This is a genomic window from Bacillus sp. FSL P4-0248, assembly GCF_038593305.1.
Lineage (GTDB): Bacteria > Bacillota > Bacilli > Bacillales > Bacillaceae > Bacillus > Bacillus safensis.
This window is the reverse complement of record NZ_CP151983.1, coordinates 2,055,310-2,079,625: the sequence shown is the minus strand read 5'-3', so window position 1 is coordinate 2,079,625 and position 24,316 is coordinate 2,055,310. Positions and strand designations below refer to the sequence as shown.

The following is a 24,316-nucleotide window of genomic DNA, read 5'->3' as shown; positions in this document are numbered from 1 at the left end:
TTGAGTACACGTGATGAAGTGCACTCCATCATATAGACGTAACAAATTGGCTCGACGTTTCAATTTTCTTTTTAAGATGTGTTCCTTTTCCAATAAATGAAGACATGTCATTTAGTCAGATATCATTTTATTAGGAAAAAAGAATCAAGCAACCCTATTTTATCAATCATCAGTTAAGAGGTAAATGACAATCGAAGAGCAGGGGATGTTTAACATCACCGAAAATGTGCTATAATGAGCGTTGTTTAACCTGAAAGGAGAATGTGAAAAATGGCGAAAAAAGGATACATACAATTAACGAATGGAAAGAAAATTGAGTTTGAACTTTACCCAGAGGCTGCTCCAGGTACAGTAGCAAACTTTGAAAAATTAGCGAATGAAGGCTTCTACGATGGATTGAAATTCCACCGTGTGATTCCAGGTTTCGTCAGCCAAGGCGGCGACCCAAACGGTAATGGAACGGGTGGTCCTGGTTACACAATTAAATGTGAAACAGAAGGAAATCCACATCAGCACGAAAGAGGTTCATTATCAATGGCGCATGCTGGTAAAGACACAGGCGGCAGCCAATTCTTTATCGTACATGACCCGCAGCCGCACTTAAACGGTGTTCACACTGTTTTTGGCAAGGTAACATCTGGTATCGAGGCTGTACTTGATATGGAGCAAGGCCAAGGCATGGAAAAAGTTGAAGTTGTAGATGCTTAATCTAAAACACCGCTTAATCGCGGTGTTTCAGCGTGTAGACAAACCCTTGCATTCGGTGTCAGGTCTGCGCTCCGGTACTCACGAATGTTAAATTCGCTCCGTTCCAGTGCTCGCCCTTCCTAGACTTCAAAGGTTTTCAAACACGCTGAAAAGAAGACAAAGGGCTAAAATCAAGTTCATTTTAGCCCTTTGTCAACAATAAAAGACACCGCTTAATCGCGGTGTTTTTTTATTTTGTTTCTGATTCTACCGTGATTTGTTTCGTTATGCGGTAGGTGATGAGCCAATACAAAATGGCTAAAGCGCTGATAGAGGCACCAAAAAGACATACTCCGCTCCAGCCATAGGCTGCGTATATGCTGGTTGAAACAATTGAACCGGTCGCACTTCCGATGGAGTAAAAAATCATGTAAGCGGCAGTAAGCCGGCTTCTCGCCTCAGGCCGTACTGTAAAAATCATACTCTGATTGGTCACATGTACTGCCTGCACAGATAGGTCAAGAATAATAATGCCAATGACTAATGCAATAAGTGAATATTCAGTCAAACTGATGAAAAACCATGAAATGAATAAGAGGACAAGGGCTATACCGGTTGTGAACTGTCCAAAACCTCGATCAGCAAGGCTGCCAGCCCGAGCAGCTCCTAACGCTCCGGCTGCCCCAGCAAGACCAAATGCGCCAATAGCAGTATGTGAAAGAGAGTATGGCGCTGTACTGAGAGGCAGCACGAGTGAAGTCCATAACGTACCAAAGACAATAAAAATCAGAAGAGCCAGAATCCCACGGATGCGGAGAATTCGTTCTTGTATAAACAATGTAAACATTGAACGAAGCAGATCAGCATAGGATAATGATTCTCTTTTGCTGTTATCATGCGGGAGCACTCGGAACAATACGCCAGTCAGGATAAGCATGATGACGGTAGAAACAAGATAAACAAACCTCCAGCCAGCAAAATCGGTTAATACACCGGCAAAGGTCCGGGCGAGAAGAATACCGATTACAATTCCACTTTGCACCAAGCCGACTATACGGCCGCGCTCTTCTGGAGCAGCCCAACTTGCTGCAAACGCAACGAGTACCTGAGTGACTACAGCGAGCAGTCCGACCACTGCTAATCCTAGAAATAGGACGGCGATGATAGGAGCAATGCCGACTAGAATGAGGGCAAGCACAGATAAAAGCATCTGACCAATGATGAGCCGGCGTCGATTCAACAGATCACCAAGTGGTACTATCAGTAGCAGCCCCGCTGCATAACAAAGCTGAGTAATCGTAATGACAATACCGATGGATGAATACGTGATACCGAACTCGTCTGCCAGTGAATCTAGTAACGGTTGTGCGAAGTATATGTTTGCAACAGCCATCCCGCACGATGCTGCAAAAAGTAGTGCCATATAGTGAGTCATTTTTGATCCAGGCTTTATTCGAAAATGAGCCGTTTTCATATCAGGATGATCTCTTGGAGTCATTTTATCTTTAACCATTCATTACATCCCTTCTTTTTTGTACTAAAAAGTATAATATACTAATCGGTATAAAATGATTCCTGTTAAGGATAACCAACAAAATGTTTTAAAGTCAAGATTTATTCCAGTTATTCTATGTTAATCTTGAAAGCAGAAAGGTAGTTTGACAATTTTACGTGAATAAAATAAAATTATAATGTACTGATTGGTAATGTTATCATGAAATGATTTTATTGTTGAAAAGAGGAATTGATGATGGTTCGACAGCGTGAGTTTGATGAGGAAAAAGCGTTGGATGATGCAATGGTGCTTTTTTGGGAAAAGGGATATAGAGCTACAACGTTAAGCGATTTGACTGCAAAAATGGGAATACAGCGGCCAAGCTTATACTCAGCCTTTGGAGATAAAGAGGAGTTATTTGAGGCTGCCTTACGCAAATATACAAAGCAGCATGCAGCCCGTATTCGAACAAAACTTCAAAACAATCAATCTGTAAAGGAAGCATTTCATACATTATTTACAGATGTAGTGGAAGAGGAATATAGGGATGGCCCGAGTAAAGGCTGTTTTTGCATTAATACGATAGTGGAACTTGCTCCACACGAAGAGAAATTTGAAATTCTGACAAGAGAGCATCAGATGTATCTTTCGGTCATATTTGAAGAAAAGATTGTGCAAGGTATTCGCTCGGGTGAGCTTGAAAGCAGCTTGAATGCTAAAGCCTTAGCACAGACAATGGTAGTTTCTTTCATCGGGCTTACCGTCCTCATGAAGTCACGTCCAGAGCGTTCATTCGTAGATCATTCTGTAGCGACGATCCTATCCATTTTAAAATAAAATGGACAACACGCTATGACAGCTTCCGTGAAAAAATCATACAGCATAGTGAAAGCGTATTTGATCCATTACATCAAAATACGCTTTTTCTTATAGGGCAGTCATGCACAGAATATGTTTTTATGATATGATAAGAGAACAAACATTCGTATTCGCGCGGGCTCCAGCACATCCAGAATGCAAATGTAGAAAGCGAAAAGAAAGAAGGGGAGACTTTGAAACCACTCACAAAAGAAGAGAGAAATCAAATGACGATGGCTATTCAGCGTTATTTTGCCGAAGAACGAGAAGAAGAGATTGGTGAATTAGCAGCCATTAATATACTAGAATTTATCACAAAAAACCTTGGAAGCTACTACTATAATCAAGGGGTTCGCGACAGCCGCAGCATCGCTGTTCAGCGGTCACAATTGTTAGAGGAAGACTTATTCGCACTCGAAAAAAGAATATAATGAAAAGCTTGCAGTATGGTGTGTTACGAACTAATAAATAGGAAAAAGACCCCCTTAATAAAGAACGCATATTCGTATCATATGTAATGATTAAGAGGTGGAACCAAAGGGCCATCTGAATCGTTATATAAGTAACCATTAATGAAAATCAGCTTTTTTGGTTTTATTTCAATAAAAGAAGGAATAAAACATACAAATAGGCGAAGTGCAGATGATGGAGGTTCTAAATATGGGGAAAATTAAATTAAAAATTGCGATCTTATTTGTTTTACTGCTTTGTTTAGGCGCAGGTTATTTATACATGAATGGCATGAAAATTGAAGATGTGCCAACAGCTATTGGCGAAAGCTTAACAAATAATGATAAAGATTACACCATCTACGAATATACCATTACGAAAATTGATGGAGATGAATATTACGGTCAAGCGAAGAATGGCACAAAAATCATTTTTAATGGTAAGAAATTTGAAGATGATGTGGCCGATCTGAAAAAAGGAGATCGTATTAAAGCCTACTTTAGTAATGAAAAAAGAATAGATGGGCTGATAAAAGTTGTAAAAGTCGTCAATTAACATGTCTCCTTTCCTATAAGGAGGCTTTTTTTGTGAAGAAATCTTGATTGTTGCATTTGACAACAAGGATCGCTATAATAGCCCCTAAGGACAGCTAAATATCGATTGTATCCTTCGGGGCAGGGTGAAAATCCCGACCGACGGTAATAAAGCAAATGCTTTACAGCCCGTGACCCGTTAATTTATTAACGGTTGATTCAGTGAAAAGCTGAAGCCGACAGTGAAAGTCTGGATGGGAGAAGGATAAAGAAAGCTATGAACGAAAAATATTTGTTGATCATAGTCTTATTTCTGATGCAAAAAAACCACAGCCCCGGAATTTTTTCCGGGGCTTTCTGTATGATTTTGTCGTTAATAGACTGCATGCAGTGTTTATTAGGTGATCCCTCATCTACCTTGTATGGACCATAAAAAGCGACGAAGGTGCTCAATCGATCACATGTCCCTAACATCGCTTTTTTTAAAAGTGAGAAATACAAATGAAACGAAAGGGAGGATCACATGTTTACGGGGATAATTGAAGAAGTTGGCACCGTTCAGTCATTAAGTAAAAAGTCAGCAGATGCCATGGAAATTGTCATTACATGCAGCCGTGTGCTGGAAGATGTTCACCTCGGAGACAGTATCGCCATTAATGGAGTATGTCTCACAGTCACTAGCTTCACAAAAGAACAGTTCGCGGCAGATGTGATGCCAGAGACGGTCAAAGCCACATCGCTGGATCAGCTGACAAAAGGCAGTCCAGTAAATTTAGAGCGAGCCATGTCCTCAAATGGACGATTTGGCGGCCACTTTGTCTCAGGCCATGTTGATGGAACGGCTGTCATTACCCGGATAGAAAAGAAGAGTAATGCCATTTACTATGATTTAAAGATGAACAAGACCCTCACAGATATGCTCACCCAAAAGGGTTCGATCGCAATAGATGGTGTCAGCTTGACCATTTTCGATTTGCGAGATTCACATGTCACAGTCTCTATTATTCCTCACACGCTTGAAGGAACTATTTTCCCGACTAAATCTATGGGGGATATCGTGAATATAGAGTGTGACATGATCGGTAAATACATTTATCGCTTTTTAACAAAAGAGCAGAGCGAAAAACAGCCATCTCGATTGACCCCATCATTTCTAAAAGAGCACGGATTCTAGGAGGCGATTGTATGTATCATTCCGTTGATGAGGCAGTAAATGCCCTTAAACAAGGAGAAATCATTATCGTAGTGGATGATGAAGACAGAGAAAATGAAGGAGACTTTGTGGCACTTGCTGAGCATGCCACACCTGAGGTGATTAACTTCATGGCTTTACATGGAAGAGGCCTCATTTGTACGCCAGTCGATGCGTCGATCGCAAAACACCTGAATCTGCATCCAATGGTTGAACATAATACGGATGCACACCATACAGCATTTACAGTAAGCATCGACCATGTGACAACGACAACTGGTATTAGTGCTTTTGAGCGCTCCACGACCATGCTGGCCATGTTAAATAAAGACGCAAAACCAGACGAATTTGCCCGTCCAGGTCATGTTTTTCCGCTTATTGCAAAAGAGGGCGGCGTACTAGAAAGACCGGGTCATACAGAGGCGGCGGTTGATCTTGCTAAACTGGCAGGCTCAGAGCCAGCGGGTGTCATATGTGAAATTATGAATGCAGATGGATCAATGGCGCGCGTCCCTGAACTAAAGGAGATCCAAAAACAGCATGATTTAAAGATGCTGACAATCGAAGCATTACAGACATATTTAAACAACAATCGAACAGCCGCTATTGAAACAAAATAAAAATCACAAAAAAGGATGATCAACATATGAATACAATACAAGGTCATGTAGTAGCAGAAGGACTAAAATTTGCAATCGTTGTAGCGAGATTCAATGATTTTATTACAAGTAAACTGTTAGATGGAGCAGAAGATACATTACTCAGACACGGAGCAAATGGTGATGATATCGATGTTGTGTGGGTACCAGGCGCTTTTGAAATCCCGTACATGGCAAAAAAATTAGCAGAAACCAAAAAATATGATGCAGTCATCACACTTGGAACCGTGATCAGAGGCGCAACGACTCACTATGATTACGTTTGTAATGAAGCTGCTAAAGGAATTGCTCAGAGTGCTATGTCAACAGGGGTACCGATTATCTTTGGTGTACTCACAACAGAATCTATTGAACAAGCCATTGAAAGAGCTGGTACAAAAGCAGGAAATAAAGGCAGCGAATCGGCTGCTGCTGCTATTGAAATGGCGAATCTCAATCGAACGTTCTCTTAATTTAGTGAAAAAGAGTTTAAAAACGGTATAAAAATGTTTATAATGTGTGATGAGCAAATGAATCATAAGACATTTGCTGGAAATTAGGATAATTTGAATATTGAGGGGTATATATGTTAATTCGTTACAAGAGGTCTTTTGAAAAAATTGCCATGGGACTTCTGTCCTTTATGCCGGGTGAGAAAGACGTCAAACAGCTTCAGCAGACGATGAAGTCATATGAAATGGATGAAGATCGGCAGCTGTTCCTATGGAAAGATGGCGAGGATATTGTAGGTGCTATTGGTGTGCTCAAAACAGACGACCAAGTACAAATTGAGCATATTAGTGTGAATCCATCCCATCGTGATCAAGGAATCGGCAAGGAAATGGTTTTAGCCGTGGAAGAAATATTTAAAACCAAAACACTCATTCCAAATGAATTAACGCAAGGCTTCTTTCATAAGTGTCACAGCGAATCAAATTAAATATCACACATGTAAAAGCAGAGGCTACAGTCCTCTGCTTTTTTTACGTTCAATCTGCTTTTTTCGTTCCAGCAAAACTTCTGTCCGGTCACGGAGTCTATGTTTTTCGATTAAAAATGTATGGGATAAGTTGCTCTCCTGTCCAAAGAGCAGTCCTTCTTTTTGGGCCATTTCTTGGCATAAAGAAAGAAGTGCTTCATCTTTGATCGGCAGCATCACACTCTCATAGGGCATATCTTCATCCATTTTCTTTTTCAGCGTTCTCAGAAGCATCAGAAATGCCTCATCATCCAGACCGAGATTCGATAATACTGAACGGTTTGCTTCTAACAAATGAAGACTGTTAGAAATGAGCCGTTTTGCTCCTTTTCCATTTCCCCGTCTTTGATGATACAAGGCAACAGCGAGCTGAATGAGCCCGACCCAATATTCTTTGCGCTGCTCAGGGGGATCTTCTTTCCAATATTCCTCTAGAATTTCATGACACTCAAAATAATCTCTTGTCGTATGAAATTCGTGTAAAAAAGCCACGTACGCTTCAGGATACACAGCGGTCATCTCCTTTTCCACTCTCAGTCTAACATATCGAAAAGAAAAGAAGAAAGAGCGTCCCTTTAGTGAAAAGGACGCTCTGTTTCTTTAATAAACCCAAGCCGCGCCAACGATGATCAGCAAGATGAAAAGCACGACAATAAGCGCGAATCCTCCGCCGAAGTTATAGCCATCTCCCATAATGATACGGCCTCCTTTTTCATCAGTTCTGATTACAATGGTATTCTATGTATAAATGCCCTTATTGGTATGGGCGGATCCACTGTTTTTCTTGATTTGCCTAAGGCATTATGGCCGAAATTATATTGGACGAGAGCTTTATCCTGTCTTATACTAAAGGTTAGCCGGTGAAACGGTACTTAGAAGACAGTAGAAATGGTGAGAAAAAGATGCTGGAATATCAGGTGAAAATAGATTCGTTCGAGGGTCCTTTGGACTTGCTTTTGCATTTAATTAACCGGTTGGAAATTGATATTTATGATATTCCCGTCGCTAAAATTACGGAGCAGTATTTATTATATGTCCACACGATGAGGGAGCTTGAGCTCGATGTTGCGAGCGAATATTTGGTCATGGCTGCAACCCTCCTGAGTATTAAAAGCAGAATGCTTCTTCCGAAACAAGAGGAAGAGCTGTTTGATGAAGACCTGCTCGAAGAGGAAGAAGACCCTCGAGAAGAGCTGATTGGCAAATTGATTGAATACCGCAAGTATAAAAATGCAGCACAAGAACTAAAGGAACGCGAAGAAGAAAGGCAAAATGCCTTTACAAAACCACCGAGTGATTTAAGCGAATTTGCAAAAGAATCAGAAGCGAAGGACACAAATTTACACGTAACGGTGTATGATATGTTAGGTGCGTTCCAAAAGGTATTAAATCGAAAGAAAATAACGAAACCAGCACCATCAAGGATTACAAGACAAGAAATCCCGATTGAAGACAAAATGAATGAGATTATGAACCATTTAAGAAAAACAAAAAAGCGGACCAATTTCATGACTCTATTTCAGCATGATCAAAAGGAGCACCTTGTCGTGACGTTTCTTGCTGTTCTCGAATTGATGAAAAGTCATCAAATCATGTTAGAGCAGGAAGGGAACTTTGAAGACATTTATATCATAGGGAGTGAAACGATTCATGACGCTTGATATCGTGAATTGGAAAGCCATCTTAGAAGCGCTGCTGTATGCAGCAGGTGACGAAGGCTTAACAAGAAAACAGCTCATGTCTGTTCTTGAAGTAGATGAGTCGGTATTACTCGACATTATGTCTTCCGTAAAGGAAGAATATCAAAAACAAGAACGAGGGATTGAGCTCATTGAATATGCAGATTCATATATGCTGCTGACGAAAAAAGAATACAGCATGTATTTAAAAAAATTAGTCGAGACACCATCCAAGGGTTTGTCGCAGGCAGCGCTGGAGGTGCTTGCCATTGTTTCTTATAAACAGCCGATTACACGCAGTGAGGTAGAGGAGATTAGAGGAGTCAAATCAGAGCGGGTACTTCATAGCTTAGTAGCCAAAGCACTGCTCTGTGAAGTAGGACGTGCCGATGGTCCGGGACGAGCGATTCTTTATGGGACAACCCCTACCTTTTTAGAGCAATTTGGCTTAAAAGCCTTAGATGAATTACCGCCGCTTCCAGAAAATGTGGAAGCAGACGGGGTACAAGAAGAGGCTGATCTATTTTTTGAAAACTTCAATCAAACATTTGAAGACATAAAATAGTTCAAAAGAAGGAAAAATGTATGATAAAATATAAAAAAGATTTTAGGTCTAAAATCTTTTGATGACAGATAAAATGGTGACAAAGCCATGAGGGGAAGGTAAACACGAAACAAATGGCACATATGAATGTAAAGGCTCAAGTTGATCAAGCAGGCGTCTTTTTATCAAAGGTTGCAATTGAAATGAATGGTTTTCTGAACGAAGCCACCTTATCAAGCTTGAAACGATTAAACCCCGAAGCGGAAGCCTATTATTGTGACATATTGAGTACATTACGGAAGCTTGCAGTGTACAGCGAGGATGCAGCAGCAGTTTGCAGGAAAATGGGCCAGCAGCAGACATTCCCGCAGCAGGCCGCACAGCAGATGCTTCACCGTATTTATCATCAATGCATTGAAGAATTTTTCACGCCAAAAAAGGATACATGGTATGAAGACAGCCGATCGGCCTATACAGGAAAAAGCAGCATTGTCTTTCACCATGAAGTATCCGCTGATATGAAACAATTATTTTCTTCATTAGAAAAAGACTTTTTAGCGATGAGAGAAGAGCTGGAATATACGGCATCTCATCAGCAAGTGAAAATGGTATAAGCAACTTGAAGAAGCGCCTCTACATGTAGAGGCGCTTTTTTTTATGGACGAGGCATCATAACTTTTTCAGCTGAGCATACACTTGTACAAAACGGACAAGGACGTGAATGAACATGCCCTATTTAAAAATTGGAACAGCAGTCCTTCTTCTATTTACACTCTTACTGCCTTTTTCTTCACATGCCAAAGCAGACATTTCATTATCAGTGAGTGCAAGAAGCGCCATTTTAATAGATGGACAGTCAGGCAGAGTCCTATTTGGAAAGGACGAGCACGAAAAAAGAAGAATCGCCAGTATTACAAAAATCATGACGGCTGTATTAGCCATTGAATCAGGAAAAATGAAAGATACCGTTAAAGTATCAAAACGTGCGATTGGGGCAGAGGGGTCATCCATTTATTTAAAGGAAGGGCAGAAGGTGAGCTTAGAAGATTTGACATACGGGCTCATGCTGCGTTCTGGAAATGATGCAGCTGTTGCCATTGCAGAGCATGTTGGCGGCAGCTTAGAAGGCTTTATTTTTATGATGAATCAAAAGGCGGCTGAACTAGGAATGGAGAATACAAATTTTCAAAATCCGCACGGACTCGATGATCATAAAAATCATTATTCATCAGCCTATGACATGGCGATCCTAACAAAATACGCAATGAAGCATAAACAATATCAAAAAATTGCCGGTACAACTTTCTATAAAGCGAAGACAATGGAAGGCTATTGGAAAAATAAAAACAAGCTGCTCACCGGTTTATACGAATATTCCACTGGAGGGAAAACAGGATATACAAAGCTTGCAAAACGAACACTTGTCTCCACCGCTGCAAAAGGTGATGCCGAGCTGATCGCTGTGACCATTAATGCGCCGGACGACTGGAAGGATCATATCTCTATGTTTGAATATGCATTTGATCACTATAAAACGTATGTGCTTGCTGAAAAAGGAAGGCTTGCTTCGTTAAAAGGGACCTTTTACGAAAAAAAAGCGTTTATCAAGCGTGATGTGGACTATTTTTTAAATGAAGATGAAAAAAAACTTGTGAAAATTGAAACGGAAATGCTCGCTCCAAAAAAGAAATGGAAAAAAAACGCCGAAACCATCCCAGATGTTGTCGGAAAAATGACGATTTTATTAGATGGACAGGTGATCGAGCAATTACCGATCTTTTATGAAAATAAACGAAACCGCATGCCTCAAAAAAGTTTCCAAGAAATGTTTAAGTCTGTCTTTCAGACATCTATAGGCGGATCTTCATGGTCAATCTAATTTGGGTATTTCTCACTGTCATCGGTCTTGTCTATGCGATGTTTAATGGAACGATGCAGGAAGTGAACGAGGCTGTATTTAAAGGCTCAAAAGAAGCGGTTACTATTTCAATTGGTTTGATTAGTGTCCTCGTTTTTTGGCTCGGGCTTATGAAGATTGCCGAAGAGGCAGGGCTGTTAAATTTCTTTAGTAAATTGTGCCGGCCCTTTATTTCAAAGCTATTCCCGGATATTCCGCCTAATCATCCTGCAATGGGGTATATTTTGTCCAATCTCATGGCGAATTTCTTTGGTCTCGGGAATGCCGCTACACCGCTTGGAATTAAGGCGATGGAGCAGATGAAATCATTAAACGGCGGGAAAAATGAAGCAAGCCGTTCTATGATTACATTTCTAGCGGTCAACACATCCTCTATCACACTTGTGCCAACAACCGTCATTGCAATAAGAATGACCTATGGGGCAGATCAGCCAACAGACATTGTAGGGCCAACCATTTTAGCAACACTCATTTCAGGAATCGGTGCAATTATCATCGATCGTTATTTCCACTATCGCAGAAGCAGGCGGGGGTGATCTTGTGGCATTTATTAACTGGCTGTCACTTGCTTTGATACCACTGATCATCGCAGGAATTTTGATTGCTGGAACCATTAAAAAGGTACCAACCTATGAAACATTTGTGGAGGGAGGAAAAGAGGGCATTCAAATTGCCTTTTCAATCATTCCCTATTTAGTCGGTATGCTTGTAGCCATTACGATATTCCGTGCGTCAGGTGCGCTTGATTTTGTTATGGGACTATTAAAACCAGTCTTTACAGCGATTGGTTTCCCGCCAGAAGTGGTGCCGCTTGCGTTTATTCGTCCGATATCAGGAACGGCTGCACTTGGAATGACATCAGACTTGATAGCGACGTATGGCCCAGATTCTTTTATTGGCCAGCTTGCAGCTGTCATGCAAGGGTCAACAGACACCACCCTTTACATTTTAACGGTCTATTTTGGAGCAGTCGGTATTAAAAAAATGGGAGATGCGCTGAAAGTAGGTTTGTTAGCAGATCTCATTGGTGTCATTGCATCTGTCATTATCGTCAGTTTGTTATTTAGCGGCGCCTAATCAGGCGCTTTTTTGTATTTCATGGATGGAAAATCGCTTTTTAGCTGAAATTAGACAGACGAAACGCTTATTTTTCCACGAATGCTTGTTTGTTTTAAGTCAAGCAAGTAAGATAGTACATGAGGTGAAAGACAAATGGAACGTTTACAGAAAGTAATTGCACATGCCGGCGTCGCTTCAAGACGAAAGGCTGAAGAATTAATTAAAGAAGGACGAGTTACCGTTAATGGTCAAACAGTGACAGAGCTCGGAGTGAAGGTGGGCTCTTCAGATAAAATTGAAGTCAATGGATTAAAGCTTGAAAGAGAAGAACCGGTTTACTTTATGCTTTATAAACCGCGCGGCGTCATTTCGGCTGCCGAGGATGATAAAGGACGCAAGGTCGTCACAGATTTCTTTGATGATGTCCCGCAGCGTCTTTATCCAATCGGCCGGTTAGATTATGATACGAGCGGTTTGATTTTGATTACAAATGATGGGGAATTTGCACATAAGCTCATGCACCCGAAATACGAAATTGATAAAACGTATGCAGCGAAGCTAAAAGGCATTCCTTCAAAGGAACTGCTTAGAAAGCTAGAAAAAGGGATCATGTTAGATCATAAAAAAACAGCACCTGCTCGTGCGAAAATGCTTTCTATTGATAAACGAAAGCAAACTTGTATTGTTCAATTAACCATTCACGAAGGCAGAAACAGACAGGTGCGCCGCATGTTTGAAGCGATTGGACATGATGTGTTAAAGCTAAAAAGGGAGCAATATTCGTTCCTTCATATTGAAGGTATGAGACCAGGAGACCGCAGAGAATTGTCTCCGCATGAAGTAAAGCGCCTGAGAGCAATTGCCGATCATGGGAAAAGCGCTTTTTAATTTTCACATAAACTTCAAAAAATGAAGAAGCATCAAAAGAAGGAGAATGCTATAATTTACCTGAATGTCTATGGGGAAGGGGTACTTCAGATGAAAAAAAGACGGTTTTTCATACGGACGGGCATTCTCCTCGTGATGCTTGCGGCACTATGTTATACAATGTATAACTCAGTATTTGCCAAACAGGATCGAGTCAAAGAAGGATCTATTGCGCCAAACTTTGTCCTTCAATCTGTCGATGGGGATCGGATTGAGTTAAAGGACTTAAAAGGCAAAGGTGTCTTTCTTAATTTTTGGGGTACATGGTGTGGACCGTGTAAACAAGAATTTCCTTATATGGCGAATCAATATGAAGTGTTCAAGGATCGCGGTGTGGAAATTGTTGCAGTCAATGTTGCGGAATCCAAGATTGCCGTGAAAAATTTTATGGAATCCTATGGCGTGAATTTTCCTGTTGCCATGGACAAAGATCGTCAAGTGACAGAGGCATATGATATTACGCCGCTGCCAACCACATTTTTAATCAATCCTGAAGGCAAGGTAATCAAAGTCATAAAGGGAACGATGACAGAACGTAATGTCTATGAATATATGAATTTGATTAAACCAAAGGGGTCATAGAATGAAAGAGGTAAAGTGCGAGTGTGGACATATTAATCCAATCGGTACTGTTCTATGTGAATCATGCGGGAATCCCATTGCGGCTAAAGAGAAAAACTCTTCAAAGCTGCTTGATATGAGATATGACGGCAGTGCAAGACGCTCGCAAACATACAACAAAACGATTGTTGATAAAGTATGGAACTTTTTTTCTTCCGTTAAAGTGGGTGTGTGGCTGATTGTCATTACACTGCTCGCTTCTTCGCTTGGAACGATTTTTCCGCAGGAGCGATTTATTCCGCCAGGTGCATCTGCTTCCACGTATTATGAAGAGCAATATGGATCGTTTGGCAAGCTGTATTACACACTTGGATTCCATGATCTTTATAATTCTTGGTGGTTTTTAGCTCTTGTCGCATCAATCGGAATCTCCCTTGTCATTTGCAGTCTCGACCGCGTTATTCCTCTTTATCGAGCACTCAAAAACCAAGGGGTTATCAAAAAAGAAGGCTTTATGAGAAGACAGCGTCTGTTTAGCGAGACAGACAAAACATTAGATCAGCATACATATGAAGGCATCATAAGAGCAATGAAACAAAAGCGTTACCGCGTGCGAGAAGAAAATGGGCATATTTTAGCCGAAAAAGGACGTTTTTCACGCTGGGGACCTTACGTCAATCACATTGGACTAATCATCTTTCTCATTGGAGCGATGCTCCGGTTTGTCCCGGGCATGTACGTGGATGAAACGCTTTGGGTCAGAGAAGGGGAAACTGCACCAATTCCAGGTACGGATGGTCAATACTTCTTGAAAAATAATGCGTTTTCAATTGATCGCTATGAAACTGGAAATGAAAAAGAAGTGTTTGAGAATGCCATTGAAAAAGCTGGCGATGGTCAAGTGGTGAAAAGCTATAAAACGGATGCCATTTTATACAAACGTGAAGGAGAAGTTGTATTTGGTGAAAAGCCCAAGCTGAAGCAGGTAACAGAACACGATATCAAAGTAAATGAACCGCTCAAGTTTGACAATTTCTCATTATATCAAGTGGATTTTAAACAAAATGAACTCGATCAAATGGTCTTTCAGCTGATTCGTAAAGATACAGAAAAATCTTTCGGTACAGTGAAGATTAATCTGCTGGAGCCTAAGTCAGAATATGATCTTGGTAGCGGTTACAAAGTCAAGGTGATGAGCTATCTGCCTGATTTTTATTTTGACGATGATGGAACGCCAAGTACGAAAACAAGGAATCCGAATAATCCTGCTTTCGTGTTTGAAATGATTTCTCCTGAAAAACCTAAAGGTGAAAAAAGCTTTGTCGCCATTCAAGAGACAGTAGAGGGTTCTGATAACAATCTATATAAAATGAAGTTTGATCGGGTCGAAACGAAAAACGTCACAGGGTTAACAGTGAGAAAGGATTTAACACTTGGCGTGCTCATAGTAGGCGGAATCATCTTCATGATCGGTGTCGTGCAGGGGATGTATTGGCAGCATAGAAGAATCTGGCTGTCGGCAAAGGATGGAAAAGTATTGGTGGCAGGACATACAAACAAAAACTGGTTCGGCTTAAAGTCCGATCTTGGTGTGTTACTGCACGGCAGTGGCATCAAACAGCCAGTTGATCAAAAAGAACTGCCTGATACAACAAGTATCAGCAAAAGCAAGGGGGAAGGATTAGATGGCGGCAGTCAGTGAAAATCTGTTATTTGCAGCTTTTCTATTTTATTTAGCGGCAGTTCCTTTTTTTGGTGGTGCCATTAAGGGAAAAAAGAAAGAAGAAGGACCGCGCAGAAATAAGGCGGCACTCATTGGCATTACGCTTACCATCATCGGTTTTTTGAGCCAGTTGGGCTATTTTATTTCAAGATGGATCGCATCTGGTCATGCACCTGTCAGTAATTTGTTTGAGTTCACAACGGCTTTTGGCATGATGCTGGTGCTTGCATTCATCATTTTATATTTTGTGTATCAAGTGTCTGTACTTGGTTTATTTACACTTCCAATCGCTTTATTGATTATTGCCTATGCAAGTATGTTCCCATCAGATATTTCACCGCTGATTCCTTCACTTCAAAGTAATTGGCTTTATATTCACGTGACAACAGCAGCACTTGGCCAAGCCATTTTAGCCATCAGCTTTGTGGCAGGTGTCATCTTTCTACTAAAGCATGTGGATCAAACAAAGCCAGGGAAGAAGACGTTTGGTTTAGAGCTTGTCATGTTTATGATTGTGGTCACACTTGCATTTATCGCTGTTACGTCTATCTTTAGAATGACAGGATATGAAGCAACATTTAATTGGATTGATAAAAATAAAGAAAAAAGTGAGATGGTCTATGAGCTCCCAGCTCTTGTCGGACCTCATAAAGGGGAGCTTGTGACGGAAGATCGTTTGGAACCGTTTGTTGAGCTGCCGCCTGTTTTTTCAGGTAGAAAGGTCAATACGGTGTTATGGTCATTTGGCGTAGGGCTGATCATATACGGACTCATTCGATTGATCATTCGCAAACGGCTGAGCGCACTGCTTCAACCGCTAGTGAAACAGGTGAACCTAGATTTAGTTGATGAAATTGGGTATAGGGCTGTTTCGATTGGTTTCCCTGTATTTGCGTTAGGCGGGCTGATCTTTGCCATGATCTGGGCGCAAATTGCATGGACTAGGTTTTGGGGCTGGGACCCGAAGGAAGTATGGGCATTGATTACGTTTCTCTTTTATGCTGCCTATCTTCATCTTCGCTTGTCGCGAGGCTGGCATGGTGAAAAGTCCGCATGGCTTGCTGTGATCGGCTTCGCCATTATTATGTTTAATCTCATCTTTGTCAACCTTGTCATTGCGGGGCTTCATTCTTACGCATAATCACAAGGAAAAGCCAACTTTTATGATTCAATTCGGCTTTTTGTTAAAATGAATGTAACAACGGAGAAAGCAGGAGGACTGTCTAATGGAACACACAACTCAAACGAAAATATTAGTCGTAGATGATGAGGCAAGAATTCGCCGCCTTTTAAAAATGTATTTAGAACGTGAAAATTATGAAATCGATGAAGCGGAAAATGGAGATGAGGCGATTCAAAAAGGGCTTCAAACCGATTACGACCTCATTTTGCTCGATTTAATGATGCCTGGTACAGATGGAATCGAAGTGTGTAATCAAATTCGAGACAAAAAAGCGACTCCAATCATTATGCTGACCGCAAAAGGAGAAGAAGCCAACCGCGTTCAAGGATTTGAGGCAGGAACGGATGACTACATCGTCAAACCTTTCAGCCCGCGTGAAGTGGTTTTACGTGTAAAGGCATTGCTCAGAAGATCGTCTCAAACGTCTTATTTGAATACTGGGACAACAACAAAGGATGTTCTTGTGTTTTCTCATCTTTCTATTGACCATGATGCACATAGAGTGACGGCTGATGGCAAAGAAGTCAGCCTCACGCCGAAGGAATATGAGCTTTTATATTTCCTTGCAAAAACACCAGATAAGGTCTATGACAGAGAAAAGCTGCTAAAAGAAGTATGGCAATATGAATTCTTTGGAGACTTACGAACAGTTGATACTCATGTCAAACGACTTCGTGAAAAACTGAATAAAGTGTCACCAGAAGCAGCGAAAAAAATCGTAACTGTATGGGGTGTCGGGTACAAATTTGAGGTCGGCGCTGAATGAAACTGTGGAAAAGTGTTGTAGGAAAGCTATGGTTAACCATTCTTTTCCTCGTCTTGATCGTTTTATCTATTTTAACTGTGCTTCTTTTAGAGTTCATTGAGAATTATCATGTAGAAGAAGCAAAATCTGATTTAACACAAATGGCAAACAAAGTAGCGGTCATTTTAGAAAGCCATGAGGATCAATCGCTTGCGAGGTCGATTACATCAGAACTCGCTGACAAATTGACGAGTATTGCGATCATCCAAGAGGACGGGCTAGAGTGGTATTCGTCTGAAAAAGACGGGAAGCTTCCTGCGATTACAAAGAAACAAATTGAAGCGGACAACGATTTAAATCAAGCACTGAAAGATCGTAAAAAAATCAGTAAACGTGCAGAACCTGATGCAGGCAATCGAAAAGATGAACGGATTGTAGTCGGTGTTCCATACGAGGCGAACGGAAAAAAAGGCATGGTCTTTCTTTCTCAATCACTCCTCGCTGTAGAACAAACAACGAAACATACGACACGCTACATTTTTTTAGCCGCCGGAATTGCGATTGTACTGACCACTATATTCGCTTTCTTCTTGTCAACACGTGTCACCTATCCTCTCAGAAAGATGAGAGAGGGTGCACAAGATTTGGCGAAAGGGAAATTTGATACAAAGATTCCTATTTTAACGCAAGATGAAATTGGAGAACTGGCAATCGCCTTTAATCAAATGGGGAAGCAGCTTAAATTCCATATCACAGCCTTAAATCAAGAAAAAGAACATTTATCTAATATTTTAAGCAGTATGGCTGATGGCGTCATCACCATCAATATTGATGGAACGATTTTGATGACAAATCCTCCTGCAGAACGATTTTTGCAGGCATGGTATTACGAGCAAAATATGAAGATCAAGGATGGAGATGAACTGCCGCCAGAAGCGCGCGAGCTATTTCATACAGCTGTCAGCACAGAAAAAGAGCAAATGATCGAAGTTACGCTGCAAGGGCGTACATGGGTTCTTCTCATGTCTCCGCTGTATAATCAGCAGGATGTCAGGGGAGCAGTTGCAGTCCTTCGTGATATGACGGAGGAACGAAGACTTGATAAACTGAGGAAAGACTTCATTGCCAATGTCAGTCATGAACTTCGTACACCAATTGCCATGCTGCAAGGGTACAGTGAGGCAATTGTAGATGATATTGCGGGATCAGAAGAGGAAAAGAAAGAGATTGCGCAAATTATCTATGATGAATCACTTCGAATGGGACGTCTTGTGAATGACCTTCTAGATCTAGCGAGAATGGAAGCAGGTCATATTACACTGAATCTTGAATCAACAGATACGGAAGAGCTGACAGAGAAGATCTACCGTAAGTTTCTCGGGATTGCGAAAGAAAAACAAATCGACCTTACGTATGATATTCAAGTGGATGAACCGCACTTTGTATTCGATCCAGATAAGATTGAGCAAGTGTTTACGAATCTCATTGATAATGCTATTCGTCATACACCAGAAGGCGGCGAGGTTCACTTCTCGGTTCAATCGGTGGAAAACGGACTGAAAATGGATGTAAAAGATTCGGGGAGTGGAATTCCGGAAGAGGATCTGCCCTTTATTTTCGAACGCTTTTATAAAGCCGATAAAGCAAGGACGAGAGGGCGTTCTGGTACTGGACTTGGCCTTGCGATTGTGAAGAACATCATCGAGGCGCATCAAGGCTCTATACATGCTCACAGCAAAGCGGGGGCAGGTACACACTTCACATTCTATATTCCGAGAAAAAAGCAGGAACTCGTCTAATCTTGACGAAGAATCTTGTTACATGAGAAACACTTCTTTTCGTAAAGAAAATGAAGTGTTTTTTCTATTTTAAAATTTTTAAGGAGAAGTTAAACAAAAAGCCCTTTCCAAACTGTCGAACTTGTAATATATTTGTCATAAAGTTGTAATGTAACGTTTTATAAGAGTCACTCGACAAAAATAAGTGAACGGAGGGGTTTCCTATGCATGAAACCTTTCAAAAAATATATGATTCGTACCATCAAGATTTGTACCAGTTTTTATTTTATATGGTTAAAGATAAAAATCAGGCAGAGGATCTCGTACAGGAGGTTTACATTCGGGTACTTCACTCATATAAAACTTTTGAAGGAAGAAGCAGCGAGAAAACATGGCTGTTTTCAATTGCAAGGCATGTGGCGATTGACTGGTTTCGCAAGCAGCAAACCATTAGACAACGGGTACTCGGCACGTTTGATTGGGATAAGCAGGATGTAAAAGACCCAGACTTGCTCCCAGACGAACTGGCTGTACAGGATGAAAATACTAAAGAAATTTATGCCGCGCTTGATCACTGCACGATTGATCAAAGAGCTGTCATCATTTTAAGGTTTATCCAGGGCTACTCAATCATGGAGACGGCAAAGGCGCTAAAGTTCTCGGAAAGCAAAGTCAAAACAACGCAGCACCGAGGCCTGAAAGTGCTCCGAAAACATATGGAGCTTTTGAAGGAGGAGCTAGTGAATGAAAACGAACAGGTCCGATTGGAGCGAAGAACGAATCAAGGTGTTACTAAGTCAGCTTCCAAAGGTGGAGGACAACCGTTCATCTAAGCAGATATACCAGCAGGTGCTGATGGCAAGCGGGAAGAAAAAGAAAAGTGTCAAATGGATCGGTCCAGCGGTGGCAACCGTTGTGGTTTTATTTATGGCGTTTTTAATTTCTCCTCATTTATTTCAGCCGGCTGCTCAAGAACAGCATAAACAGATAAAAATGGACTCAAGTGCTGACAAAGGACAGGCAAATGCCACATTAGAGCCCGTCAAACAGGCAAATGGTACCACACACGTTGTTTCTCATGAAGACAAGCAAAAGTATATGACGGTTGCATACATAGATGAATCGACGTCTCAAGTGGTTCCCATTAGTATTGAAAAAGAGAATGAACATGACCATTTGCAGGAAATGATGAACACATATGAACAGGTGCAGCTGCCTGAAATGACAAAGCCACTTCAATCTTATCTTGAGATGGTGGACCTTCGTGAAAATGGGAATACACTTGTTTTTCAGTTAAAAAATGATTTGTCCCTTGATACGATAAAGGAAGCCAATCGATTTAAAGATATGGTAAAAGAAACGCTCAAATGGAGCAGGTATAAACAAGTGGAAGTCAAATCAGTCAAAGGCTCTCATCTTCAATTAGGGGCTAGCAGCATTGGCGCAATATCAATTGATAAACAAACGAAGAAAGCTTATTACGTGTTAGAGAATAAGAGCGGGACTTTTTTGGTGCCCTCCAAAACACATTATTCTTCTTATGAAGAAGCTGTAGAGGCCATGAAACGCACGAGTGATTCTGGACTTGAACCATTAATTAAAGAAGAACCCATTAAAGAAGTGACATCAAAAGGTAAGCATGTAACCATCGCGTTTGGAGCATCAGCACAATTATCGGACTCAATTGATCATACTCTACTCATTGAAGGTCTGCTGCTCACAGCGAAAGATTTTGGTTTTACAGATGTCACCATTCAATATGCAGGAACAGATCAAGTAGGACCATATGAATTAAATGAACCAATAGAGGTACCGGCTCTGCCGAATCCAGTTGTCATAAAAGATCGTTAAAGGACGCAAGCATTTCATTGCGTTCTTTTTTGATGTATAGAAAAGGGTCTTCTTGCTGTATACTAAGCTGTCATGAAAAGAACCTCAAAGAAGGGGAGTCACTGATGAAAAGGTATTGCTTCATAGGTGCCAGCTGTTTTTTGCTCTTGATCTTAGCGCCATTTGCCCATGCGCAGAAGACAAACGAATGGGTGGAACCAGTGAAAGGAGAAGTCACTGACTTGTTTGGGACAAGGGGCGGCTCGCATAAGGGATTAGATATAGCTGCGCCAGAAGGAGAATCCATTTTTGCTGCAAGTGAAGGTGTGGTCACCCGTTCGTATGTATCGGCTACATATGGAGAAGTTGTATTTATTCAGCATCCAAATGGATACGAAACCGTCTATGCTCATTTACACGAGCGTTTTGTGAAAAAGGGTGACCATGTACAAGCGGGACAGCCGATTGGCATAATTGGCAACACAGGAGCCTCCAGAGGCACTCATTTGCATTTTGAAGTACATCGTGGCAATTGGTCAGTCAGCAAAAAGGATGCGGTAGATCCGCTCAAAATGATTGCTGTGGAACGTTTTCAAGAGCCGGCTCTTCATGTAAATGGACATGAAAAAAATACATATGTCATTAAACAAGGGGATACCCTTTGGTCGATAGCAAAGGCGAATGAAATGACTGTGGAACAGTTGAAAAAGATCAATGAGCTGACGACTCATCTCATTCGAACAGGAGACCGTTTAATGGTTTCAACAAAATAAACCTCATGCAAAGCATGAGGTTTATCACTGTTTTTTATAGGTCAATCAGGCGGACTGAAAGAATATCCTGCACTTCAGTTAATTTTTTCACAATTTCGTCCTCTAGATGCTTGTCGAAAGAAAGCATCATAATGGCTTCGCCGCCTTTTTCTTTACGTCCCACCTGCATTGTGGCGATGTTGACATCATGGTCGCCTAAAATCTGTCCAACCTTTCCAATCACACCAGGTGCATCTGTATGCTGGATATAGACAAGGTGTCCATCTGGATAAAAATCAATATTAAAACCATTAATAGAAACAACGCGCTCCCCTAGATGCGGGATGTAAGTCGCTTTTAGAGTAAAGGTTGAAAGATCACCTTTGACTTCAATGGAAATACTGTTTTCGTAACCAGATTCGCTGGAAGAAATTTTTTCACTAAAGCTAATGCCTCGTTCTTTTGCGACCATTCCAGCATTTACTTCATTCACAGTCGAATCAACACGCTCTTTTAAAAAGCCTGACAGAAGACTCTTTGTGATAAAGGATGTTTCGAGTTTTGAAATAGAGCCTTCATAAGAAATGCCTACTTCTTTTACAGGTTCTCTCATTGATTGAGAGACAAGACGTCCAAGTTTTCCTGCAAATTGATGATAAGGCTGAATCTTTTTGAACTCGTCTTTTGTCATCGCTGGTAGATTAATAGATGACATGACAGGAAGACCTTTTGCAAATTGAAGGACTTCTTCAGATACTTGCGCCGCTACATTTAATTGTGCTTCTTTTGTAGAGGCACCAAGATGCGGAGTTGCAATGACATGTGGATGATCCACAAGCGGATTATCAGTTGGCGGTTCTACCTCGAATACATCGAGTGCAGCTCCTGCGACATGGCCGCTTTCAAGAGCTTCAAGAAGGTCAGCCTCGTCAATAATACCGCCGCGCGCACAGTTTACAAGGCGAACACCTTTTTTCGTTTTTGCAATCGTTTCTTTATTGAGAAGTCCTCTTGTTTCTTTTGTTAATGGCGTATGTACAGTAATAATATCTGATACTTCGAGTACTTCATCAAGTGATTTCGCATTGACGCCAATTTTTTCTGCACGTTCCTTTGTGAGAAATGGGTCAAACACGTTGACTGTCATGCCAAATGCTCTCGCACGCTGGGCGATTTCACTTCCGATTCTGCCTAAGCCGACAATCCCAAGAGATTTTCCGTAAAGCTCAGCACCAACATATGCACCTCTGTTCCATTCTTTTGATTTGACAGAAATGTTGGCTTGCGGAATATGACGCATAAGTGATGAAATCATAGCGAACGTATGCTCAGCTGTCGAGATCGTATTACCGTTTGGTGCATTGATCACAATGACGCCGTGTTTGGTCGCTTCATCAATGTCAATATTGTCTACTCCCACACCTGCACGGCCGACAATTTTTAATGAAGTCATTTTTTCATAAAGCTCTTTCGTTACTTTCGTGGCACTTCTGACAAGTAAGGCATCAAACGTGTGTAATTCATCTTCTGCTTCTGCTACATTTTTTTGGACAATTTCAACAAAATCTGATTCTAAAAGTGGTAGAAGACCATCATTGCTCATCTTATCTGAGACTAATACTCGAAACATCGTAAGATTTCCTCCTAAAATAAACGTCATAAATATCTGATAATTTACCATATTCCTTTTCACTGTGTCAATCAAATTAAAGCAGTAAAGTGAAAAAGAAAACACGAACATTTCTTTGTGTCTTTATAAAGAATGAACACCTTTAAACAAAAGATAACCAATTTTTGCGCATTTGTCATTATAATTTTTGTGTTTTTTACGATTTCTTAAAACTGATGAATTTGCTCAGGATTTTTATCTGTACAAATGCTCATATATCATATATAATGATGTCGAATTGAATAATGATCAATCTTCGGGGCAGGGTGTAATTCCCTACCGGCGGTGATGAGCATAGTCTCTAAGCCCGCGAGCCTTTTTGGCAGGATTCGGTGTGATTCCGAAGCCGACAGTATAGTCTGGATGGGAGAAGATGGAGGTTCATAAACGTTGAAAACATTGATGTTCACACGTTTATTTGTCTAGCCCAATTTCCCCGCTCCTGTTTTCAAGGGCGGTTTTTTTGTGGCTAAAATGGAACAATCCTCTTTTCGAAAGATTTGATCGAAAAGGAGAGAGAATATTGAATCAAAGTAAAGTAAAGCGTTTAGTTGTTACCAGTATGCTCAGCAGTATTTCGTTTGTGTTAATTTTATTGGATTTTCCTTTCCCGGGTCTTCCAGCGTATTTGAAAATTGATTTTAGTGATATCCCGGCAATTATTGCGATTTTAATTTATGGACCGGGTGCAGGGATTGCTGTTGAGGCATTAAAAAATGTACTGCATTACCTCATTCAAGGCAGTATGTCCGGCGTTCCAGTTGGGCAAGTTGCGAACTTCATTGCAGGCACACTATTTATCTTGCCAGTCGCCTTTATGTTTAAAAAAATCAAATCAGCAAAAGGGATGGCATGGTCTATGATCACGGGTACATTGCTTATGACTGTGATGATGAGTATTTTAAATTACTTCTTATTCCTGCCAGCTTACACATGGTTCTTAAACGCGCCAGAACTATCCGATCATGCGCTCAAGACGACCATTACAGCAGGGATCTTACCATTTAACTTTATTAAAGGAATCATCATTACCATCGTGTTTAGCCTCATTTTTGTGAAAATGCGTCCATGGTTTGAAAATAAACGCCGACTTCAAAATAGTTAATATAAAAAAAG

Annotated in this window: 27 protein-coding genes, 1 pseudogene and 2 riboswitches; of the genes and pseudogenes, 24 read left to right on the top strand and 4 right to left on the bottom strand. The window is 40.9% G+C overall.

Features of this window, described 5'->3' with window-relative positions:
• The first annotated feature begins 270 nt into the window (after positions 1-270).
• Positions 271-708 (top strand): peptidylprolyl isomerase, encoded by a 438-nt coding sequence (locus NST65_RS10505; RefSeq protein WP_008359679.1) that lies wholly within the window; start codon positions 271-273, stop codon positions 706-708.
• Between the two features lie 229 nt (positions 709-937).
• Here the strand turns inward: NST65_RS10505 and NST65_RS10500 are convergent, their stop codons facing one another.
• Complete coding sequence (locus NST65_RS10500) at positions 938-2,161, bottom strand: MFS transporter (RefSeq protein ID WP_231294002.1); 1,224 nt, start codon at positions 2,159-2,161, stop codon at positions 938-940.
• A 276-nt stretch (positions 2,162-2,437) separates the two neighbouring features.
• Between NST65_RS10500 and NST65_RS10495 the strand changes: the two genes are divergently transcribed.
• From NST65_RS10495 to NST65_RS10465, 7 genes and pseudogenes are all read left to right on the top strand, one after another.
• A complete protein-coding gene (locus NST65_RS10495) occupies positions 2,438-3,019 on the top strand; it encodes a TetR/AcrR family transcriptional regulator (RefSeq protein WP_041117862.1) in 582 nt (193 codons plus the stop codon).
• A 215-nt stretch (positions 3,020-3,234) separates the two neighbouring features.
• Positions 3,235-3,471, top strand: a complete 237-nt coding sequence (locus NST65_RS10490; RefSeq protein ID WP_061109305.1) for a DUF2164 domain-containing protein — start codon at positions 3,235-3,237, stop codon at positions 3,469-3,471.
• Positions 3,472-3,700: 229 nt separating this feature from the next.
• The gene (locus NST65_RS10485) at positions 3,701-4,045 is read left to right on the top strand and encodes a hypothetical protein (RefSeq protein WP_008344451.1); all 345 of its coding nucleotides are present in this window, start codon (positions 3,701-3,703) and stop codon (positions 4,043-4,045) included.
• A gap of 106 nt (positions 4,046-4,151) precedes the next feature.
• Positions 4,152-4,293, top strand: a riboswitch (FMN riboswitch).
• Between the two features lie 253 nt (positions 4,294-4,546).
• Complete coding sequence (gene ribE / locus NST65_RS10480) at positions 4,547-5,197, top strand: riboflavin synthase (protein ID WP_024422851.1); 651 nt, start codon at positions 4,547-4,549, stop codon at positions 5,195-5,197.
• 11 nt (positions 5,198-5,208) lie between these two features.
• Positions 5,209-5,787: pseudogene (gene ribB, locus NST65_RS10475) on the top strand (3,4-dihydroxy-2-butanone-4-phosphate synthase); the annotation flags it as partial.
• Between the two features lie 74 nt (positions 5,788-5,861).
• Positions 5,862-6,326, top strand: coding sequence for a 6,7-dimethyl-8-ribityllumazine synthase (gene ribE, locus NST65_RS10470; protein WP_029706184.1), 465 nt, complete (start codon positions 5,862-5,864; stop codon positions 6,324-6,326).
• A gap of 113 nt (positions 6,327-6,439) precedes the next feature.
• Positions 6,440-6,793, top strand: a complete 354-nt coding sequence (locus tag NST65_RS10465) for a GNAT family N-acetyltransferase (protein ID WP_024422850.1) — start codon at positions 6,440-6,442, stop codon at positions 6,791-6,793.
• A 24-nt stretch (positions 6,794-6,817) separates the two neighbouring features.
• On the opposite strand, the gene NST65_RS10460 is transcribed toward NST65_RS10465, so the two are convergent.
• Together NST65_RS10460 and NST65_RS10455 are read right to left on the bottom strand one after the other, a co-directional pair.
• The gene (locus NST65_RS10460) at positions 6,818-7,342 is read right to left on the bottom strand and encodes a DUF309 domain-containing protein (RefSeq protein WP_024422849.1); all 525 of its coding nucleotides are present in this window, start codon (positions 7,340-7,342) and stop codon (positions 6,818-6,820) included.
• 90 nt (positions 7,343-7,432) lie between these two features.
• Complete coding sequence (locus NST65_RS10455; RefSeq protein WP_012010430.1) at positions 7,433-7,525, bottom strand: YjcZ family sporulation protein; 93 nt, start codon at positions 7,523-7,525, stop codon at positions 7,433-7,435.
• Between the two features lie 209 nt (positions 7,526-7,734).
• Here NST65_RS10455 and NST65_RS10450 point away from each other — a divergent pair, with 209 nt between their 5' ends.
• The 15 genes from NST65_RS10450 (at position 7,735) to NST65_RS10380 (ending at position 21,552) form a co-directional block, all read left to right on the top strand.
• On the top strand, positions 7,735-8,493 hold the full coding sequence (locus NST65_RS10450; protein WP_046311657.1) for a segregation/condensation protein A: 759 nt from the start codon (positions 7,735-7,737) through the stop codon (positions 8,491-8,493).
• Positions 8,483-9,076: an SMC-Scp complex subunit ScpB gene (gene scpB / locus NST65_RS10445; RefSeq protein ID WP_024422847.1), complete on the top strand. Its 594-nt coding sequence runs from the start codon at positions 8,483-8,485 to the stop codon at positions 9,074-9,076. The genes NST65_RS10450 and scpB overlap by 11 nt, the downstream gene beginning before the upstream one ends.
• Positions 9,077-9,189: 113 nt before the next feature.
• On the top strand, positions 9,190-9,669 hold the full coding sequence (locus NST65_RS10440) for a YpuI family protein (RefSeq protein WP_034280380.1): 480 nt from the start codon (positions 9,190-9,192) through the stop codon (positions 9,667-9,669).
• 113 nt (positions 9,670-9,782) lie between these two features.
• Positions 9,783-10,934 carry a D-alanyl-D-alanine carboxypeptidase family protein gene (locus NST65_RS10435; RefSeq protein WP_034280381.1) on the top strand — a complete coding sequence of 384 codons (1,152 nt, stop codon included), beginning with the start codon at positions 9,783-9,785 and terminating at the stop codon, positions 10,932-10,934.
• Positions 10,922-11,509: a nucleoside recognition domain-containing protein gene (locus NST65_RS10430; protein WP_034280382.1), complete on the top strand. Its 588-nt coding sequence runs from the start codon at positions 10,922-10,924 to the stop codon at positions 11,507-11,509. The genes NST65_RS10435 and NST65_RS10430 overlap by 13 nt, the downstream gene beginning before the upstream one ends.
• Positions 11,510-11,513: 4 nt before the next feature.
• Positions 11,514-12,050: a spore maturation protein gene (locus NST65_RS10425; protein ID WP_024422843.1), complete on the top strand. Its 537-nt coding sequence runs from the start codon at positions 11,514-11,516 to the stop codon at positions 12,048-12,050.
• 135 nt (positions 12,051-12,185) lie between these two features.
• Positions 12,186-12,920 carry a 23S rRNA pseudouridine(2605) synthase RluB gene (rluB, locus tag NST65_RS10420; RefSeq protein ID WP_024422842.1) on the top strand — a complete coding sequence of 245 codons (735 nt, stop codon included), beginning with the start codon at positions 12,186-12,188 and terminating at the stop codon, positions 12,918-12,920.
• Between the two features lie 90 nt (positions 12,921-13,010).
• Positions 13,011-13,541, top strand: coding sequence for a thiol-disulfide oxidoreductase ResA (locus tag NST65_RS10415; RefSeq protein ID WP_041085967.1), 531 nt, complete (start codon positions 13,011-13,013; stop codon positions 13,539-13,541).
• Position 13,542: 1 nt separating this feature from the next.
• Positions 13,543-15,222 (top strand): cytochrome c biogenesis protein ResB, encoded by a 1,680-nt coding sequence (locus tag NST65_RS10410; RefSeq protein WP_034280384.1) that lies wholly within the window; start codon positions 13,543-13,545, stop codon positions 15,220-15,222.
• Positions 15,206-16,384 (top strand): c-type cytochrome biogenesis protein CcsB, encoded by a 1,179-nt coding sequence (gene ccsB, locus NST65_RS10405; protein ID WP_024428071.1) that lies wholly within the window; start codon positions 15,206-15,208, stop codon positions 16,382-16,384. Before NST65_RS10410 ends, ccsB begins: the two co-directional genes overlap by 17 nt.
• Before the next feature lie 85 nt (positions 16,385-16,469).
• Complete coding sequence (locus NST65_RS10400) at positions 16,470-17,192, top strand: response regulator transcription factor (RefSeq protein WP_003215596.1); 723 nt, start codon at positions 16,470-16,472, stop codon at positions 17,190-17,192.
• The gene (locus NST65_RS10395) at positions 17,189-18,970 is read left to right on the top strand and encodes an ATP-binding protein (protein ID WP_034280386.1); all 1,782 of its coding nucleotides are present in this window, start codon (positions 17,189-17,191) and stop codon (positions 18,968-18,970) included. Before NST65_RS10400 ends, NST65_RS10395 begins: the two co-directional genes overlap by 4 nt.
• 203 nt (positions 18,971-19,173) lie before the next feature.
• Positions 19,174-19,782: an RNA polymerase sigma factor SigX gene (gene sigX / locus NST65_RS10390; protein ID WP_024422837.1), complete on the top strand. Its 609-nt coding sequence runs from the start codon at positions 19,174-19,176 to the stop codon at positions 19,780-19,782.
• Complete coding sequence (locus tag NST65_RS10385) at positions 19,694-20,800, top strand: sigma X negative regulator (RefSeq protein ID WP_081124548.1); 1,107 nt, start codon at positions 19,694-19,696, stop codon at positions 20,798-20,800. Before sigX ends, NST65_RS10385 begins: the two co-directional genes overlap by 89 nt.
• 104 nt (positions 20,801-20,904) lie before the next feature.
• A complete protein-coding gene (locus NST65_RS10380) occupies positions 20,905-21,552 on the top strand; it encodes a M23 family metallopeptidase (protein WP_061109302.1) in 648 nt (215 codons plus the stop codon).
• Positions 21,553-21,586: 34 nt separating this feature from the next.
• Here NST65_RS10380 and serA read toward each other — a convergent pair whose 3' ends face one another.
• Positions 21,587-23,161, bottom strand: coding sequence for a phosphoglycerate dehydrogenase (gene serA, locus NST65_RS10375; RefSeq protein WP_024422834.1), 1,575 nt, complete (start codon positions 23,159-23,161; stop codon positions 21,587-21,589).
• A 287-nt stretch (positions 23,162-23,448) separates the two neighbouring features.
• Positions 23,449-23,579: riboswitch (FMN riboswitch) on the top strand.
• Positions 23,580-23,723: 144 nt separating this feature from the next.
• On the opposite strand from serA, the gene NST65_RS10370 reads away from it, so the two are divergent.
• Entirely contained in the window at positions 23,724-24,305 is a 582-nt protein-coding gene (locus NST65_RS10370; RefSeq protein WP_034280389.1) for an ECF transporter S component, read from the top strand.
• The last annotated feature ends 11 nt before the right edge of the window (positions 24,306-24,316 follow it).